General features: G+C 62.1%; 14 protein-coding genes. 5 read left to right on the plus strand and 9 right to left on the minus strand.

Features of this window, described 5'->3' with window-relative positions:
- Genes REH59_RS24425 through REH59_RS24435 form a run of 3 tightly spaced genes read right to left on the minus strand, consistent with a single transcriptional unit; the run spans position 1 to position 2,206 of the window.
- Entirely contained in the window at positions 1-327 is a 327-nt protein-coding gene (locus REH59_RS24425; protein WP_014859904.1) for a DUF3325 domain-containing protein, read from the minus strand.
- The gene (locus REH59_RS24430) at positions 327-1,904 is read right to left on the minus strand and encodes a PepSY-associated TM helix domain-containing protein (RefSeq protein WP_014859903.1); all 1,578 of its coding nucleotides are present in this window, start codon (positions 1,902-1,904) and stop codon (positions 327-329) included. The genes REH59_RS24425 and REH59_RS24430 overlap by 1 nt, the downstream gene beginning before the upstream one ends.
- Positions 1,901-2,206 (minus strand): DUF3649 domain-containing protein, encoded by a 306-nt coding sequence (locus REH59_RS24435; RefSeq protein WP_003251691.1) that lies wholly within the window; start codon positions 2,204-2,206, stop codon positions 1,901-1,903. The genes REH59_RS24430 and REH59_RS24435 overlap by 4 nt, the downstream gene beginning before the upstream one ends.
- A 255-nt stretch (positions 2,207-2,461) precedes the next feature.
- Between REH59_RS24435 and REH59_RS24440 the strand changes: the two genes are divergently transcribed.
- A complete protein-coding gene (locus tag REH59_RS24440) occupies positions 2,462-2,809 on the plus strand; it encodes an HPF/RaiA family ribosome-associated protein (RefSeq protein WP_003251689.1) in 348 nt (115 codons plus the stop codon).
- A 121-nt stretch (positions 2,810-2,930) separates the two neighbouring features.
- Complete coding sequence (locus REH59_RS24445) at positions 2,931-3,221, plus strand: DUF3509 domain-containing protein (RefSeq protein ID WP_003251688.1); 291 nt, start codon at positions 2,931-2,933, stop codon at positions 3,219-3,221.
- Between the two features lie 3 nt (positions 3,222-3,224).
- Here the strand turns inward: REH59_RS24445 and REH59_RS24450 are convergent, their stop codons facing one another.
- Positions 3,225-3,695: a phosphate-starvation-inducible protein PsiE gene (locus tag REH59_RS24450; RefSeq protein WP_003251685.1), complete on the minus strand. Its 471-nt coding sequence runs from the start codon at positions 3,693-3,695 to the stop codon at positions 3,225-3,227.
- A 543-nt stretch (positions 3,696-4,238) separates the two neighbouring features.
- Between REH59_RS24450 and REH59_RS24455 the strand changes: the two genes are divergently transcribed.
- Positions 4,239-4,502, plus strand: coding sequence for a YebG family protein (locus REH59_RS24455; RefSeq protein WP_003251679.1), 264 nt, complete (start codon positions 4,239-4,241; stop codon positions 4,500-4,502).
- Between the two features lie 58 nt (positions 4,503-4,560).
- Here REH59_RS24455 and REH59_RS24460 read toward each other — a convergent pair whose 3' ends face one another.
- Complete coding sequence (locus REH59_RS24460) at positions 4,561-5,580, minus strand: Leu/Phe/Val dehydrogenase (protein ID WP_003251677.1); 1,020 nt, start codon at positions 5,578-5,580, stop codon at positions 4,561-4,563.
- A 124-nt stretch (positions 5,581-5,704) separates the two neighbouring features.
- On the opposite strand from REH59_RS24460, the gene REH59_RS24465 reads away from it, so the two are divergent.
- Positions 5,705-6,511 carry a SirB1 family protein gene (locus REH59_RS24465; RefSeq protein WP_004575364.1) on the plus strand — a complete coding sequence of 269 codons (807 nt, stop codon included), beginning with the start codon at positions 5,705-5,707 and terminating at the stop codon, positions 6,509-6,511.
- Here the strand turns inward: REH59_RS24465 and maiA are convergent.
- From maiA to hmgA, 3 genes are read right to left on the minus strand one after another with little or no spacing between them, the layout of a single operon-like run.
- Positions 6,505-7,137 carry a maleylacetoacetate isomerase gene (gene maiA / locus REH59_RS24470; protein ID WP_003251674.1) on the minus strand — a complete coding sequence of 211 codons (633 nt, stop codon included), beginning with the start codon at positions 7,135-7,137 and terminating at the stop codon, positions 6,505-6,507. The two genes, REH59_RS24465 and maiA, sit on opposite strands and share 7 nt — an antisense overlap.
- A gap of 12 nt (positions 7,138-7,149) precedes the next feature.
- Positions 7,150-8,442: a fumarylacetoacetase gene (fahA, locus tag REH59_RS24475; RefSeq protein ID WP_014859902.1), complete on the minus strand. Its 1,293-nt coding sequence runs from the start codon at positions 8,440-8,442 to the stop codon at positions 7,150-7,152.
- A 3-nt stretch (positions 8,443-8,445) separates the two neighbouring features.
- Complete coding sequence (gene hmgA, locus REH59_RS24480; protein WP_014859901.1) at positions 8,446-9,747, minus strand: homogentisate 1,2-dioxygenase; 1,302 nt, start codon at positions 9,745-9,747, stop codon at positions 8,446-8,448.
- A gap of 112 nt (positions 9,748-9,859) precedes the next feature.
- Between hmgA and REH59_RS24485 the strand changes: the two genes are divergently transcribed.
- Positions 9,860-10,693: an IclR family transcriptional regulator gene (locus REH59_RS24485; RefSeq protein ID WP_003251668.1), complete on the plus strand. Its 834-nt coding sequence runs from the start codon at positions 9,860-9,862 to the stop codon at positions 10,691-10,693.
- On the opposite strand, the gene REH59_RS24490 is transcribed toward REH59_RS24485, so the two are convergent.
- Positions 10,624-13,848: a DUF6543 domain-containing protein gene (locus REH59_RS24490; protein ID WP_014859900.1), complete on the minus strand. Its 3,225-nt coding sequence runs from the start codon at positions 13,846-13,848 to the stop codon at positions 10,624-10,626. The two genes, REH59_RS24485 and REH59_RS24490, sit on opposite strands and share 70 nt — an antisense overlap.
- Positions 13,849-14,087 lie beyond the last annotated feature (239 nt).

Here is a 14,087-nt window from a genome sequence, read left to right on the forward strand (position 1 = left end):
TCACGCAGCAGATACGGCCAGCAGGGGGCCCAGCACCACGCTGACGGCAGCCAGGCCCAGCAGCAGACGAGGCTGGTACGGCAGGCCGAACACCCACAGTGTTACCCCGGCCATCATCACTGCGGTCCACTCCACCAGGCCGAGGGCCCAGCCACGCAGGTACACGCTGAGCACCAGCGACAGCATCAGCAGCAGCCAACCTGCAACACGTAACAGGAGCAAGTGCCTGGGGCTCGGCTTACGCCCGAGCAAGTCGCTGAAGTGCTTTTCCATCGCCAGGCACAGGGCAACGAAGCCCGCAAAGGCAATCAGTGCGTTACCCAGCATCAGCTCACCTCCACCGTTTCAATGCTCGACTTTTTTGTCGCACGCGCCGCGCGCTTGGCTACGGGGGTTGGGCTGGCCAGCATCTTGTGGGCCAGCCAGGCCAGAAACAGGCCGGTCCCCAGGGCTGTCAGATCGAAGCCGGCCATGGCCCAGTCGCCCTCCAGTACCGAATGGTTCAAGCCCCGGTCAGTCGTCAGGCCATTGAGCAACGGCAGCAGGGCGAAGGCCAGCGCACCCAGCGCCAGTTGCTCGCCCCAGGCCTTGCGCCCGCTACGCAGCACGGCGTGCACCAGCGACAGGCCCCAGGCGATGAAGAAAGCATTGACCTCCCAGTCGGCCCGGCCTTCGACAGCCATGGGCACCAGGCGGTTGGCCCAGAAGAAGCTCGCCACCGCCAGCAACAAGCCACTCATGCTGGCCATATTGAGCACTTCGACCAGGCGCAGCTCCCCTGGCACAGCTCCGCTCTTGGCGTGCTTGAGCTGGCGCTTGCCCAACCACATCACCAACCCGGTACCAATCACCGCCGTACCGGCCACACCAAAGAAGAAATACAGCCAGCGCAGCCAAGGCCCGGCAAAGTTACCCATGTGCAGGCCGGCGAAACTGAAGGCGGTCATCATTAAACCGCTCTCCGGCTTGCCCTGGCTCAACAGCGCACCACTGGCCCCATCGAATGTCCAGTTGGCGCTACGCCGATAAGCCACGTGGTCGGCTGCCGATTGGGTGAAGGTGACGCGGGCATTGCTGTCGCCCGGGTTTTGCACCTGGATGCTGCCAACACGCGCCCCCGGCTGCAGCGCCTGCACCTTGGCGTACAGGCTCGGCAACGCTACCAGCGGCGTGGCCACTTGGGCCGCCTTGGGCGCATCGTTGCGGCCAAACAGGTCATTGAAGTACTTGTCGGTGTCATTGCCGTAGCTGGCCATGATGCCCGCCGGCATCACCATGTACATGAACAGCACCAGGCTGCTGTAGCTGATCATCAGGTGGAACGGCAGCACCAGCACGCCGATGGCATTGTGCCCGTCCAGCCAGGAACGCTGCCCCTTGCCAGGGCGGAAGGTGAAGAACTCCTTGAAGATCTTCTTGTGGGTAATGATGCCGGTGACCAACCCCAGCAGCATGATGAAAGCGCAGAACGTCGAGAGCCAACGGCCAACCGGGTAAGGCATCTGAAGCTGGAAGTGGAAGCGGTAGAAGAACTCACCACCGCGGCTGTCACGTGCGTCCACCGGCTGGCCGGTCTGGGTATCGAGGGTTTTCCTGACAAAGCCACGCGGGCCGCCACTGGGGTCGCGGTAGCCCACACTCAAGGCGGCCTCCCGTTCGTTCGGCATGCGAATGAACCAGGTACTCGAATGCCCTGCATTGTCCTGCAGGTAACGTTGAGCTACCGCCAGGCTATTGATCGGGTCCAGGGCATGGCTGCGCACTTCAGGCTGTGACCAATGAGTGATTTCTTCCTTGAAGTACGACAGCGTGCCGGTAAGGAAGATGGCGAACAACAGCCAGCCGAATATCAGGCCGGTCCAGGTGTGCAGCCAGGCCATGGCCTGGCGGAAGCCTTCTTTCATGCGTTTTTCATCCAGTAGGCAACGCCGCTGATCACGCCCAGCAGCAGGCTTGGCGCCAATACGCCCAACCAGGCACGCCAGGCGCTGCGGCAGGCGAAACACCAGATGAACGCCAGCAGGTAGAAGACGAACGACAGCAGCAGGCCGGTGAGCGTGGCATCGACCTTGGGCAGTGGCGCCAGCAAGGCAATACAGACGCTCGCGAGGGACGCCAGCAGATAGCCGCCCAGCAGCGCGGCCAGGCTACGGGATGTCACGGCCAGGCGATAGCTGAGCGGGAGGCCAGCGGTTTTGCGCGTCATGGCGAGGTCCGGGCGTTCTTGGGGCTGCAATAATAATGATTTCAATTCTCATAAGCAAAGCCCAGCCCCTCTACCCATTTGGCCGTACGAGCCACGCGTCACGGTAAGCCCATTTGCAACAAGAAATTTATTTTCAAAAAGGGCTTGAATTCATTCCGCAGTTGCCTGACCTTAGAGTCAAGAGGCGCAGAAATTCCAAGGGTCTCAAGGGCCTAGGCGCGTCTCCATGCGAGCAAGCTGAATAAGGATTGAATCATGCAAATCCAGGTCAACAGCAGCAACGATTTCGACGGTAACGCCCGGCTCGACCAGTGGGTCCGCAGCACACTGCAGAACTCGCTGGAACGTTACGAAGAAGACCTCACCCGCATCGAGGTTCACCTGCGCGACGAGAACGGCGTCAAGCCCGGACCGCATGACAAACGCTGCCAGATGGAGGCTCGCCCGAAAGGCCACCAACCGATTTCCGTGACCCACACCGCCAGTTCGCTGGACCAGGCAGTCGACGGTGCCGCCACCAAGCTCAATCACGCGCTGGAGCACTTCTACGGCAAGCTGCGCAGCAAGCGCGGCGTCTTGGAACTGAGTGACCCGGACGCCTGATCGGCAATGCAAAACGCCCGGCCTTGAGCCGGGCGTTTTCGTTTGTGCCGATCAATGGCGCTGAACCAACGTGCGAACGTCCCGGTCAACCTCTGCATTCACTCAACGCAGAAGCAAGACCATGAACAACCCATTCGAACGAATCAGTGCTGCATTCGCCCCCGAATACCGGGTGAACCTGAGCATTGCAAACCTCGACGGCAGTATCATGCTGACCCTGTCCGACGACGCCGGCGTGGTCGCCAAGCGCCTCATCACCCCGGCCCAACGCAACGACCCGGTGCGCCTGCAACGGGTGATCGACAGCATCCGCCTGGGCCTTGCGATCGAACTCAGCCAGAACCCCCTGCAAGTGCTGGCCGCGCTGACCCGTGACGCCCGCCACGAGCCGCGCCATTTCATTGCCAACTGAGGGCTACTTGCCCTCCTCCACTGCCTTGCCGTTGGCGTCCAGCACCTTGGTCGAGGGGTAGCGGTACGAAGCGTAGCGCACCACCAGGATCGAGAACGCCAGCAACAGGATGCCGCCGCACAGGTACAACAGCCCTTCATCGGGTGCCTTGTGGTGCGAAACATCGCCGATCAGCAGGCGAGTGAGCGCGGTGATTGCCACGTACAGCAGGAAGCGGATCGGCATGTGGTTGGTCTTGAAGTAGATCCCCACCATCGCCCCCAGCTCCAGGTAGATGAACAACAGCAGGATGTCATCGACACTGATCCCGCCCTTGCCCAGCATGTCCAGGAACGTCACCACCGCCGCGTAGGCGGTGATCGCGCCAATGCCGAACAGCGCCAGGTAATGGAACGCCTCGACGCACAGGTTGCCCAGCGAGTCGGCCGAGCCGTGCAGGCCCTTGCGCAGTTTTTCTGCCCATTTGATGTTCACGATGTTCCATTCCCCGATACGTCTTTAAGGATGATGCGTCGCTGATGTGACGCTTGTGCCATGCAGTTAAAGGGCCAAGCCCCTGTCTTGGAAGGCGACCGATTGCCGCAAGACACCTTGAGGCGTGGCACGATGCATGAACTGGAGACGCTGCGGCCTCTGCTTGAGTCGGCACTGGTTCAGGTGCAGATGCCCGCTGAGCCCAGGAACTTCGCACTAAGGCTGGTTAATGTGCCGGCAGGTCCGGCCTCTTCGCGGGCTCGCCCGCTCCCACAACCCGTTGTAGGAGCGGGTTTACCCGCGAATAGGCCGGACCTGCCGGCCAATATCTCCCGGTCATTCACCGTCGCAGTCGCCACCGCATTCGCGGGCAAGCCCGCTCCAACATCTGTTTCGAACCAATTGTTCCTGGCAAAGGCGCACCCGCAGCGCTCGGTCTATGCCACGCTACAATTTCTGCTTGCGAACCAACCAGCATTGCCATTACTGTATATAGATACAGTAAATCGCAACACAACCAGCAAAAAGGCATAGAGGTGATGAATGGCCGTCGAAGTGGTGTACCGCAGCAGCCGCGACCCGGAGCGCTTGTTCATGGATAAGGCCGAAGCAGACCGTCACGACAAAATGCTCGAACTGGCCGAGCGCCTGGCCGAAGTGTTGCACAAGGCGGTGCCGTCGCTGACCGAGCAGCAGGTCGAGGAAGCCGGTATCTACATGGCGAAGAACCGCGATGTGTTCGCCCGGGCGTTCAAAAGCCAGCCGGATGCATTGGCCGAATTGCTTGAGGGTACTGCTGCCGAGTGATATCGCCCGAGGTGTGCGGGTTTACCGGCGAAGTGGGCAACAACGCCATCAGCAACCTTCAGCCATACAACAACCGCTCCGCCAACATCTGTGCCACCCTTGCCGGCGAACGCTTCTCCGCCTGCGCATGGCCAAATACTTCGGTCAGCCGTGAAGGAATCCGCGCCAGGTGCGCAGTAATGGTGCCTTGGTCTTCGCCACGGTGGGTGAGTGCCACATAGATCAGCCCACCGGCATTGATCACGTAGTCAGGTGCATACAATATGCCGCGCGACTCCAGCTGGTCTGCCACCTGCAAGGTCGTCAGCTGGTTGTTGGCCGCCCCCGCCACTGCCGCACAACGCAGTTGCATCACGCTCTGCCCGTTCAGTACCGGGCCCACGCCGCAGGGTGCAAAGATATCGCAAGGGGTACTGATCAACGCATCGTTGGTCACCGGTTTGGCATCGAACTGCTCCATCGCCAGCCGCACCCGCCCCGGGTCCAGGTCGCTGACCAGCAGCTCCGCGCCCACCGCATGCAGTTGCTCCGCCAGTGCATAACCGACATTGCCCAACCCCTGCACCGCTACCCGCAAGCCTCTCAGGTCATCGCTGCCCAGCCGGAACGAGGTTGTGGCACGTATGCCCGCGAACACCCCCATCGCCGCATGTGGCGATGGGTCGCCCGATGCAGTGGTGCTGGTCACGTAGGGCGTGCTGTGGGCAATGCAGTCCATGTCCAAGGTCGAGGTGCCACTGTCCACGGCGATGATAAAGCGCCCATGCAAGGTATCGATGAAGCGGCCAAAGGCCTCGAACAGCGCGGCGCGGTTTTCCACATGCGGGTTGCGCATGATCACCGCTTTGCCACCCCCCATCGGTAAGCCGGCCAGTGCTGCCTTGTAGCTCATGCCCTGGGCCAGGCGAATCGCGTCGGTCATGGCGCTTTCGTCATCGGCGTAAGGCAGGTAGCGGCACCCCCCCATGGCCGGGCCCAAATGCTCACTGTGGATTGCCACAACGGCTTTCAGGCCTGTAGGCGGGTCATTGAACAGGTGCAGTGACTGGGTACGGGTGCTTTGCATCAGCGCGAACATCGACCGGCTCCCCTACGAGGTGCTCCTTCCAGTATAGGCACGGCCTCAGCCTTGACGCCGCCGCCGGACCACTGGACGAAACCACGCGCCACGGCTAATACTCAAACGTGTGTGGAGATGCCCCATGAAGCCACGTCAAGCCTGCCTGGCCTGCCTGGAACGCGAGCCTGTCGACCTGCTGGAAGCCGCATTGTGGATTGCTGCCGAGCACGACCCGGGTGTCGAGCCCGCGGCCAGCCTTGCTGCGCTGCACGACCTGCAGCGCGAGATAAGCGCCAACCTGCCGATGCTTCCACTCTGCGAACTGGCCCAGCCACTGCTGCGCCAGCTCAATGCGCTGGGCTTTCAGCAGGATGAATATCACCCCCTGCGCCCCCATGCGGCGATGATGGACAAGGTATTGCAGCGCCGCCGCGGCCAACCACTGACCCTGGCCATCCTCGCGTTGGAACTGGCCAGGCGCCTGTCCATACCGCTGGAGGGTGTGGGCTTCCCTGGCCATTTCCTGCTGCGCGTGCCGGGTGCCGACCACCTGCTCGATCCCTGCGGCGGCCGGCGCCTGTACCCCAGCGACTGCCGCGAATTGCTGGCGCGCCAGTTCGGCCCGCACCTGGCGCTGACCGCCGAGCACCTGCGCAGCGCCAGCCCGCTGCAGATGCTGCAACGCCTGTCACGCAACCTGCGCCAACTGCACATCAGTAACGACAACCACCTGGCGGCGTTGATCGATGCAGAGCGAATCATGCAGTTGGGCCCGGTGCAGGTAAGCGACTACATGACCCGCGCCTCGCTCTACCATCATCTGGATTGCCCACAGGCCGAGCGCTTCGACCTGGAGCATGCATTGCTGCTGACGGAAGACCCGGTCCAGCGCCTGAAGCTGTCCGAGCGAATCGGCAAGCTTCCGGCGACGAACCGTTCACTTCACTGAGCCGGGCTGTCCGGCTGCTGGGCGGGGTGGGCCTTGGCGAACGCCGGGTGCGCGGCCGCCAGTGCGGCAACCCGCAGGATGCGCGGGAAGCTGTCGAGGTCGATGTTGAAGCGTTCGGCCGCGTACAACTGCGGGATCAGGTACACATCCGCCAGCCCTGGCGTGTCGCCAAAGCAGAAACCGTGATCGCCAATCAGTTGCTCCACTGCCGCGAGCCCTTGGCTGATCCAGTGGCCGATCCACTGGTTGACCTGCCCCTCATCCTGACCGGCCTGGCGCAGCCGGTTGAGGACGCTGACGTTGTGCAGCGGATGAATGTCGCAACCAATGATGGCCGCCACCCCACGTACCTTGGCCCGTGCCTCGGCGGTGGCCGGCAGCAACGCAGGCTGTGGATAAACCTCTTCCAGGTACTCGATGATCGCCGGCGACTGCACCAGCACCTCACCACCGTCGGTGCGCAAGGCCGGTACGCGGCCCTGCGGGTTGACGGCTACATAGCCCTCGCCGCGCTGCTCACCCTGCAGCAGGTTGACCGGCAGGGACTGGTAAGCCAGCCCCTTCAGTGCCAAGGCAATGCGCACCCGGTAGGACGAGGTGGAACGGTAATAGGTGTACAGCTCCATACCCCTGCCTCCTCAGTTGGCTGCGATGACCGTGCCGCGGCATTCACCGAAACCGATGCTGGCTACGCCGTCACGTGTGCAGCGGGCACGCAGGATGATTTCGTCGCCGTCTTCGAGGAATTTGCGCACTTCGCCGCTGGCCAGCTCAACCGGCAGTTTGCCGCCTTCGGTGATCTCCAGCAGGCTACCGAACGATCCCGGCGTGGCGCCCGACAGCGTGCCCGAACCGAACAGGTCACCTGGCTGCAGTTGGCAGCCGTTGACGCTGTGATGCGCCACCAGCTGCGCCACGGTCCAGTACATGCTGCGGGTGTTGCTCAGGGTCAGGCGGTGCGGGGCAATGCCCTGCTCACGCATGCGCTCGGTCAGCAGCAGCACTTCGAGTTCGATATCAAATGCACCACTGGCCTGGTCGCGCTTGTCCAGCAGGTACGACAGCGGCTGCGGGTCACCTTCGGGGCGTGCCGGCTGAGCACAGCGGAACGGCTCCAACGCTTCGGCGGTGACCACCCAAGGCGAAATGGTGGTGATGAAGCTCTTGGACAGGAACGGCCCCAGTGGCTGGTATTCCCAAGCCTGGATATCGCGCGCCGACCAATCGTTGAGCAGGCACAGGCCGGCTACGTGCTCGGCGGCATCGCCTACTGGAATTGCCTGGCCCATGTCATTGCCCTGGCCAATCCAGATACCCAGTTCCAGTTCGTAGTCCAGACGAGCGCAAGGGCCGAAGCTCGGCTCGGTGTGCCCGGCCGGCAGGGTTTGGCCCTTGGGCCGGCGCACGTCGGTGCCGGACGGGCGGATGGTGGAGGCGCGGCCGTGATAACCGATCGGCACGTACTTGTAGTTGGGCAGCAGTGGGTTGTCGGGGCGGAACAGTTTGCCCACGTTCTTCGCATGCTCGATGCCAACGTAGAAATCGGTGTAGTCACCGATCTGCGCCGGCACGTGCAACTGGCAGTCACTGGCCAGGAACAACGCCGGCTTCAAGGCCGCCTGGTGTTCGCTGTGCTCACCAAGCAGCACCTGCAAACGCTCGCGCAGGGCTACGCGGGCGTTGCGGCCCAAAGCGAAGAATGCGTTCAGCGCCCCGCCGCGGGTGGCTTCAACGGCGGCCTTGGCCGCCCCGTCGAACAGGCCGGCGGCCAGCACCGCCTCCAGGTCGAGGATCGCGTCGCCGATCGCCACGCCACAGCGCCTGGCTTCACCCGGCCGGCTGAAGATGCCCAAGGGCAGGTTCTGCAGCGGGAAGTCGCTGTGCCCGTTGGCGTGCTCGACCCAACTACGGGCATTGGCAGTGTGGTTCATGGGTTATCTCCGGTTCGGGTTGAAGGTGCTCGGCAAGGTCGCCCAGCAACTATCGTAGTCGGCCTGCAATTGCGGGCATTCAAGGGCTTGCAGGCTCGGGCGCAACACCTGGCTGGTCTCGAACATGAAGGCCATGGTGTTGTCGATCTTGTGCGGCGCCAGGTCAGCGGCAATGGCCTTTTCACAGGTTTCAGCGTCGGGGCCATGGGCACTCATCACCCCGTGCAACGAGGCACCACCCGGCAGGAAGCCCTCGGCCTTGGCGTCGTAGGCGCCATTGATCAGGCCCATGAACTCGTTCATCAGGTTGCGGTGGAACCATGGCGGACGGAAGGTGTTCTCGGCCACCATCCAGCGTGGCGGGAAAATCACGAAGTCCATGTTGGCCATGCCATGCACGCTGGTTGGCGAGGTGAGCACGGTGAAAATCGAGGGGTCCGGGTGGTCGAAGCTGACGGTGCCGATGGTGTTGAAGCGGCGCAGGTCATACTTGTACGGCACGTTGCTGCCATGCCAGGCCACAACGTCCAGTGGCGAGTGCTGCAGCTCGCAAGCCCAGTGTTCACCCAGGAACTTCTGTACCAGTTGCACCGGGCCTTCGGCTTCTTCGTAGTGGGCCACGGGCGTGAGGAAGTCGCGGGGGTTGGCCAGGCCGTTGCTGCCGATCGGGCCCAGGTCCGGCAGGCGCAGCGGCGCACCGTGGTTTTCCGCGATATAGCCACGGGCCTGGCCGTCGAGCAGTTCGACGCGGAACTTCATGCCACGTGGGATCACCGCAATTTCCAGCGGTTCGACCTCCATCACGCCCAGTTCGGTGGCGATGCGCAGGCGGCCCTGTTCCGGCACCAGCAGTAGCTCACCGTCCGCGTTGAAGAACACCCGTTCCATGGACCGGTTGGCGCAGTAGATGTAGATGCTCACGCCAGCCGGTTTTTCCGCTGCGGCGTTGGCAGCCATGGGCAGCCAACCTTCGATGAAATCGGTCGGTTCAGCAGGAATCGGCTGCGGGCTCCAGCGCAGGCGGTTGGGGTTGATGCCACCCAGTGGCCCGCCGAGCGGCTGGCGCGACAGGCGCTCGAAGCGTGGGTGCAAGGCAGAGGGACGAATGCGGTACAGCCAGGTACGGCGCAACTCGCTACGGGCCATGGTGAACGCCGTGCCCGACAGCAGCTCGGCATACAGGCCATACGGGGCCTTCTGCGGGGAGTTCTGCCCGACAGGCAGCGCCCCGGGCAATGCTTCGCTGGCGAATTCGTTGCCGAAGCCGCTCAGGTAGTGAAGGTCGGGCGACGTGTCGCGGTTCATCGATGCCTCCGGATTTTGTTTTTATCGTAATCAGATTACGAATAACGTAATTTGCTCCGCTCAAGGCGTCAAGCTATAAAGGCGACACGATAAATCCGGAACCTCCCCTCCCATGGCCAAAGCCAGCTCCCCCACCGACACCGGCAAGCAGAAGGTCCGCTCGGCGGAAGTCGGCACCGACATCCTCAAGGCCCTCGCCGAACTCTCACCCTCGACGTCATTATCACGCCTGGCCGAGCACGTGCAGATGCCTGCAAGCAAAGTGCATCGCTACCTGCAGGCGCTGATTGCGAGTGGTTTTGCCGAACAGGATGCGGCCACCAACCATTACGGGCTGGGGCGCGAGGCATTGCGGGTGGGGCTGGCGGCGCTGGGCAGCATCGATGTGCTGAAGGTGGCGGCAATGCCGTTGTCGCAGTTGCGAGATGAGCTCAACGAAAGCTGCTTCATCGCTGTGTGGGGCAACCAGGGGGCCACGGTGGTAAGCATCGAACCTGCCGTGCGCGCAGTCACCGTGGTGACCCAGATCGGTTCGGTGCTGCCGTTGCTCAGCTCGTCCACCGGGCTGGTATTCGCCGCCTACCTGCCCGAGCGAGAAACCCAGGAGCTGCGCGACAGGGAACTGGCCGCTTTGCAACAAACCGCCAGTGACTACGACACACTGCTGGCCGGCATCCGCGAACAGGGCCTGCACCATGTGCATGGCCTGCTGATGCCGGGGGTGGATGCGCTGTCGGCGCCAGTATTCAACGCCCTGGGGCAGATTGCGGCGGTGATGACTGTGGTCGGGCCGACGTCGATCTTCCATGCCGATGAACATGGGCCGGCGGCGCAGCGCCTGCTCACGGCCGCACGAACCGTGAGCTGGCGCATGGGTTACGCGGGCAACCCACACTGCGCTTCGACGTCTTGTGTTTCCTCCTCGACGAGCCAGAGCAGTTCCTGAGAGAAGCCGTCATAAAGGGCGGGTGCCACCTCGCTCACCAAATCGCCGTAGTCATCGCATAGCCGCCCGATCACACGCGAGAAGGCCGTGGGCTGCGACACCTCTGCACGAGAAAGTACGGTGATGTATTTCTGCGCGGCACCGAACAGCCGCGCCAAAACCCCCGTGGAAGCCACCGTTCCTGCAACCCCCGCCGCGAACGACAGCAAGGCGGCGGAACGGTCGCCATCGCTCCACGCGATGGCGCCGGTGACAAAGGACCTGGCCGCACAGAACAGCCCGACGGCCATAGCCGCCGGCGGAAACGGCACGGTGAGGATGCCGGCCAGTACAATCCCCCACTCCACCACCACGGCCGAAATACGCTCGGCAGCACCGGCGCTGTCTTCGGCGGCTTCGTTGATCATCCGCCTGATACGTTTCTCCAGGTCCTGGACAGGATCCCCGATACGCCCGGTCTCCCCTATCGGCGGCCGCACGCCCCTGCCTCGGGCAACGGCGTCCAGCACCAGCTCAATGCCATCCCCGGCGCGCAGTTGCTCTTCGATCCATGCGTTCAAGCGCGACTGGCTCGATAACGGCACGCGGTCTTGGCAATAACCTGCCAAGTCGTGCTCACGCCAAGTCCTTGCCAGCTCGCTGAGGGTCCGCAGCGTGGGGCCTTGCTCGATTTCTGGCAGATAGACCAAAGGCTCAAGCTCGCGGTCACGAGCATGCTTCAGCAGGTAGGCACCTTGAACAGGGCAATCGTCCATCCACAACGGATAAAGGTTGCACGCCGCGTCGATCGAGGTCCCCGAAAAACTGTCGATCACCGATTCCAGCCACTGCGCATGGCGGCCCGACAATCGGCCCTGAAGTTTCTCACTGAGCACGGCACGCCTGATCTTCAAAGCAAAGAGCGTGCGATAACACTGCCTGAGCCTTTCATATTCCGGCCTGGAGCGGTCGAGTAACTGCGCTTTCACTTCTTCGATGTACTTGTTGCCCAGGTCGGCAGCACGAATGTAGCTCCCCAGCAGCGCCGGGCTCAGGTGCGAGATATCCTGGCCGGTAGCCGAGGTGATGCGGGCAAAGTCGGAGAAATTGTAATACGTGGGATAACCTTTGATGACAGTCTGTGTCAGTGTGCGAATGGCATCCTCTTCCAGCGTTATCAATACCTGATCCGGGTTGATTGGGCCGCCGCGATTGCCCGGGTATGAGTTGATCTTTTCCGTCACCTGTCGATGGGCGAAGGTGCGAAAGCTCGGCATCTTCATCAGCGACTGGTACCTGGCCTGCGCAAGCTTGAGCAGTTGATCGATATCAACCAGTGCCTGCTGCTCGGCACGACTGGCGTTGATGAACCAGCTTGGCGTGGTGGCCTGTTGATCCTCGATCAGGGCAATGATCTTGCGCCTGGCCAGAGCTTTGAGCACAGCCGGCCACTGCTGCGACTTGATCGGCGCGAGCGTCACGCTGTGCATGGTCCAGTCGGTGGGTAGCATCTCGACCTTGCGCAAATGGCGCTTGAGCGAATCATGCTGGGCCCGCGAGCATTGCCCCAGCAGGTACTCACTGCCTACCGGCCACAAGGTCCAGCTACCGATTTCGAGCGCCATTTCCTGAAGTGAATCGAAAAGATGAAAATCGCCTCCGGGTGCTCCAGGGGCGTAGAGCAAGTACTGATCGCCCTGCACCAGACACAGCAGATCCTTCAAGGGCGTTTGCGCACCATTGAGGCAAACCAGGCCGGCGCTGATGGCATTGGCCTGCATGTTCCCCTGGCGTGCGTGGTGCAGCAGATCGAACCCAGCCGGGTGAAACCCTTGATGACGAGCGGCCTGATTGGCCAGCGCCAGCCGCGCATCAAGCACCTCGCACAGTGCGGCCATGGTCAAAGCGTCGTCATAGAGCGTACGGATCTGTTTGACGTAGTTCACGCGCAAATCCAGTTTTTCGATCACGCTCTGGATAGAGGTACTCCCCAACAATGAACGGTGCCGCTCCCCCAGGACTTCGACCTTGAGCTGGCCCCCGCTGTAGCCACCACTCAACGCCCAATCGAGCAGGGTGTGTTTCATCGCCTGCTCAGGGTCATCGACGTGACTGACACACACGCGTACCTGCTCGGGGTCGATATCCAGGCCAAGGGCTTGCTTGACCTGTTTCTTGGCGAAGCTGCGCAGGTCGCGCCATTGCGCCAGACGCTCGGTGCAACGCTGCTCCTTCACCTGCAGGTCATCTTCCAGTTGTCGATAGGCTTGCAGTTCCTCGCCCTGCATGAATCGCCGCCATTCGGGCAGCAGGCTGGTGCGGTACGCTCGCACATGCCGCGTCGCACGTTTCTGCAGCGCAGCTACCAGAGGCTCAAGCCGAGCCGCACTGTCGAGCTGGGCCAGACGCCGCGCGTCATCGACCTTGATCCGCAGGCTGCGCTGGGTGGCCTTAAGCTGGATAGCCCGCAGATCACGGATGAAATACCTGTGAAGTGGTACTTGCAGCGGCACGAAATCGAGTGTCAAACCCTCTGTAGACAACGCCGCCCGCTCTTGCGAAGACAACAGCCAACGCAACGGGCTGCCTTCAGCAAAGGCTGGGGCGAGTGCGCTGGCTGCGCGCGCGCGTTCAGTGTCGAACCAGCAACCGCTGGCCAAGCTGTAAATCAGAAAATCCGCAGGTGCGTCCGGGTTCTGTTCGAGGTCATGACGGCTGGCAACGACACCCGGCAAGCGAAAGCGCAAATCTCCGGCAACCAGATACACCTCATGCTTGTTTATGTCCCCGTCCTGCTCAAGGGCCTCGATACCGGCTTCCCAGGCCTTGAACGTAAGAGCCTTGAGGCGCGTTTCAGCAAACATCAGCTGGATCAAATGGGACGCCAGGGTAAGTGGTTTCAAACTTAATCTGGACTGTTGCTCCCACCACTGGTCAAGAACCGCCTGCCTTTGCGGCACAAGCGACTCGACAACCGCCAACGGCAAACGCTTCTGCTCGGTGAACTGTTGTCGATGCGCCTCCGGTATCAGGCTGCCCAATTGCGCAACCGCAGCCATCAGCTGTTGCAGCTCCTGGGCGTGGGCCATCATGGCCTTCACCTGTTCTTTCACAGAGCGTGCACCTGGGCACCCTTCACTGAAATCGGGGCTGCCGAGATTGAAATCGAAAGACATGAACTGCGCTCCAAAATACAAGGAGGCAGCAGAGTGAACGGATGATAAAGGCAGTAGCGCAGGGAAGCTTACCCCGCACTTGGCACTGTTGCCTGAAACGTAAAGGTGAATGTCGGCAGAAGCTATTTTTCCTAACGGATCAAGCGCTTATTCTTGACTCACTGGCCGGCTTGAAGGGCTCTCCCCCCCGCCTTTCAAGCCTGCGAGGTTCACCGACGTAGATTTTGAAGCTCCTTGAT

The sequence above is a fragment of the Pseudomonas sp. BO3-4 genome (assembly GCF_034044115.1).
Lineage (GTDB): Bacteria > Pseudomonadota > Gammaproteobacteria > Pseudomonadales > Pseudomonadaceae > Aquipseudomonas > Aquipseudomonas alloputida.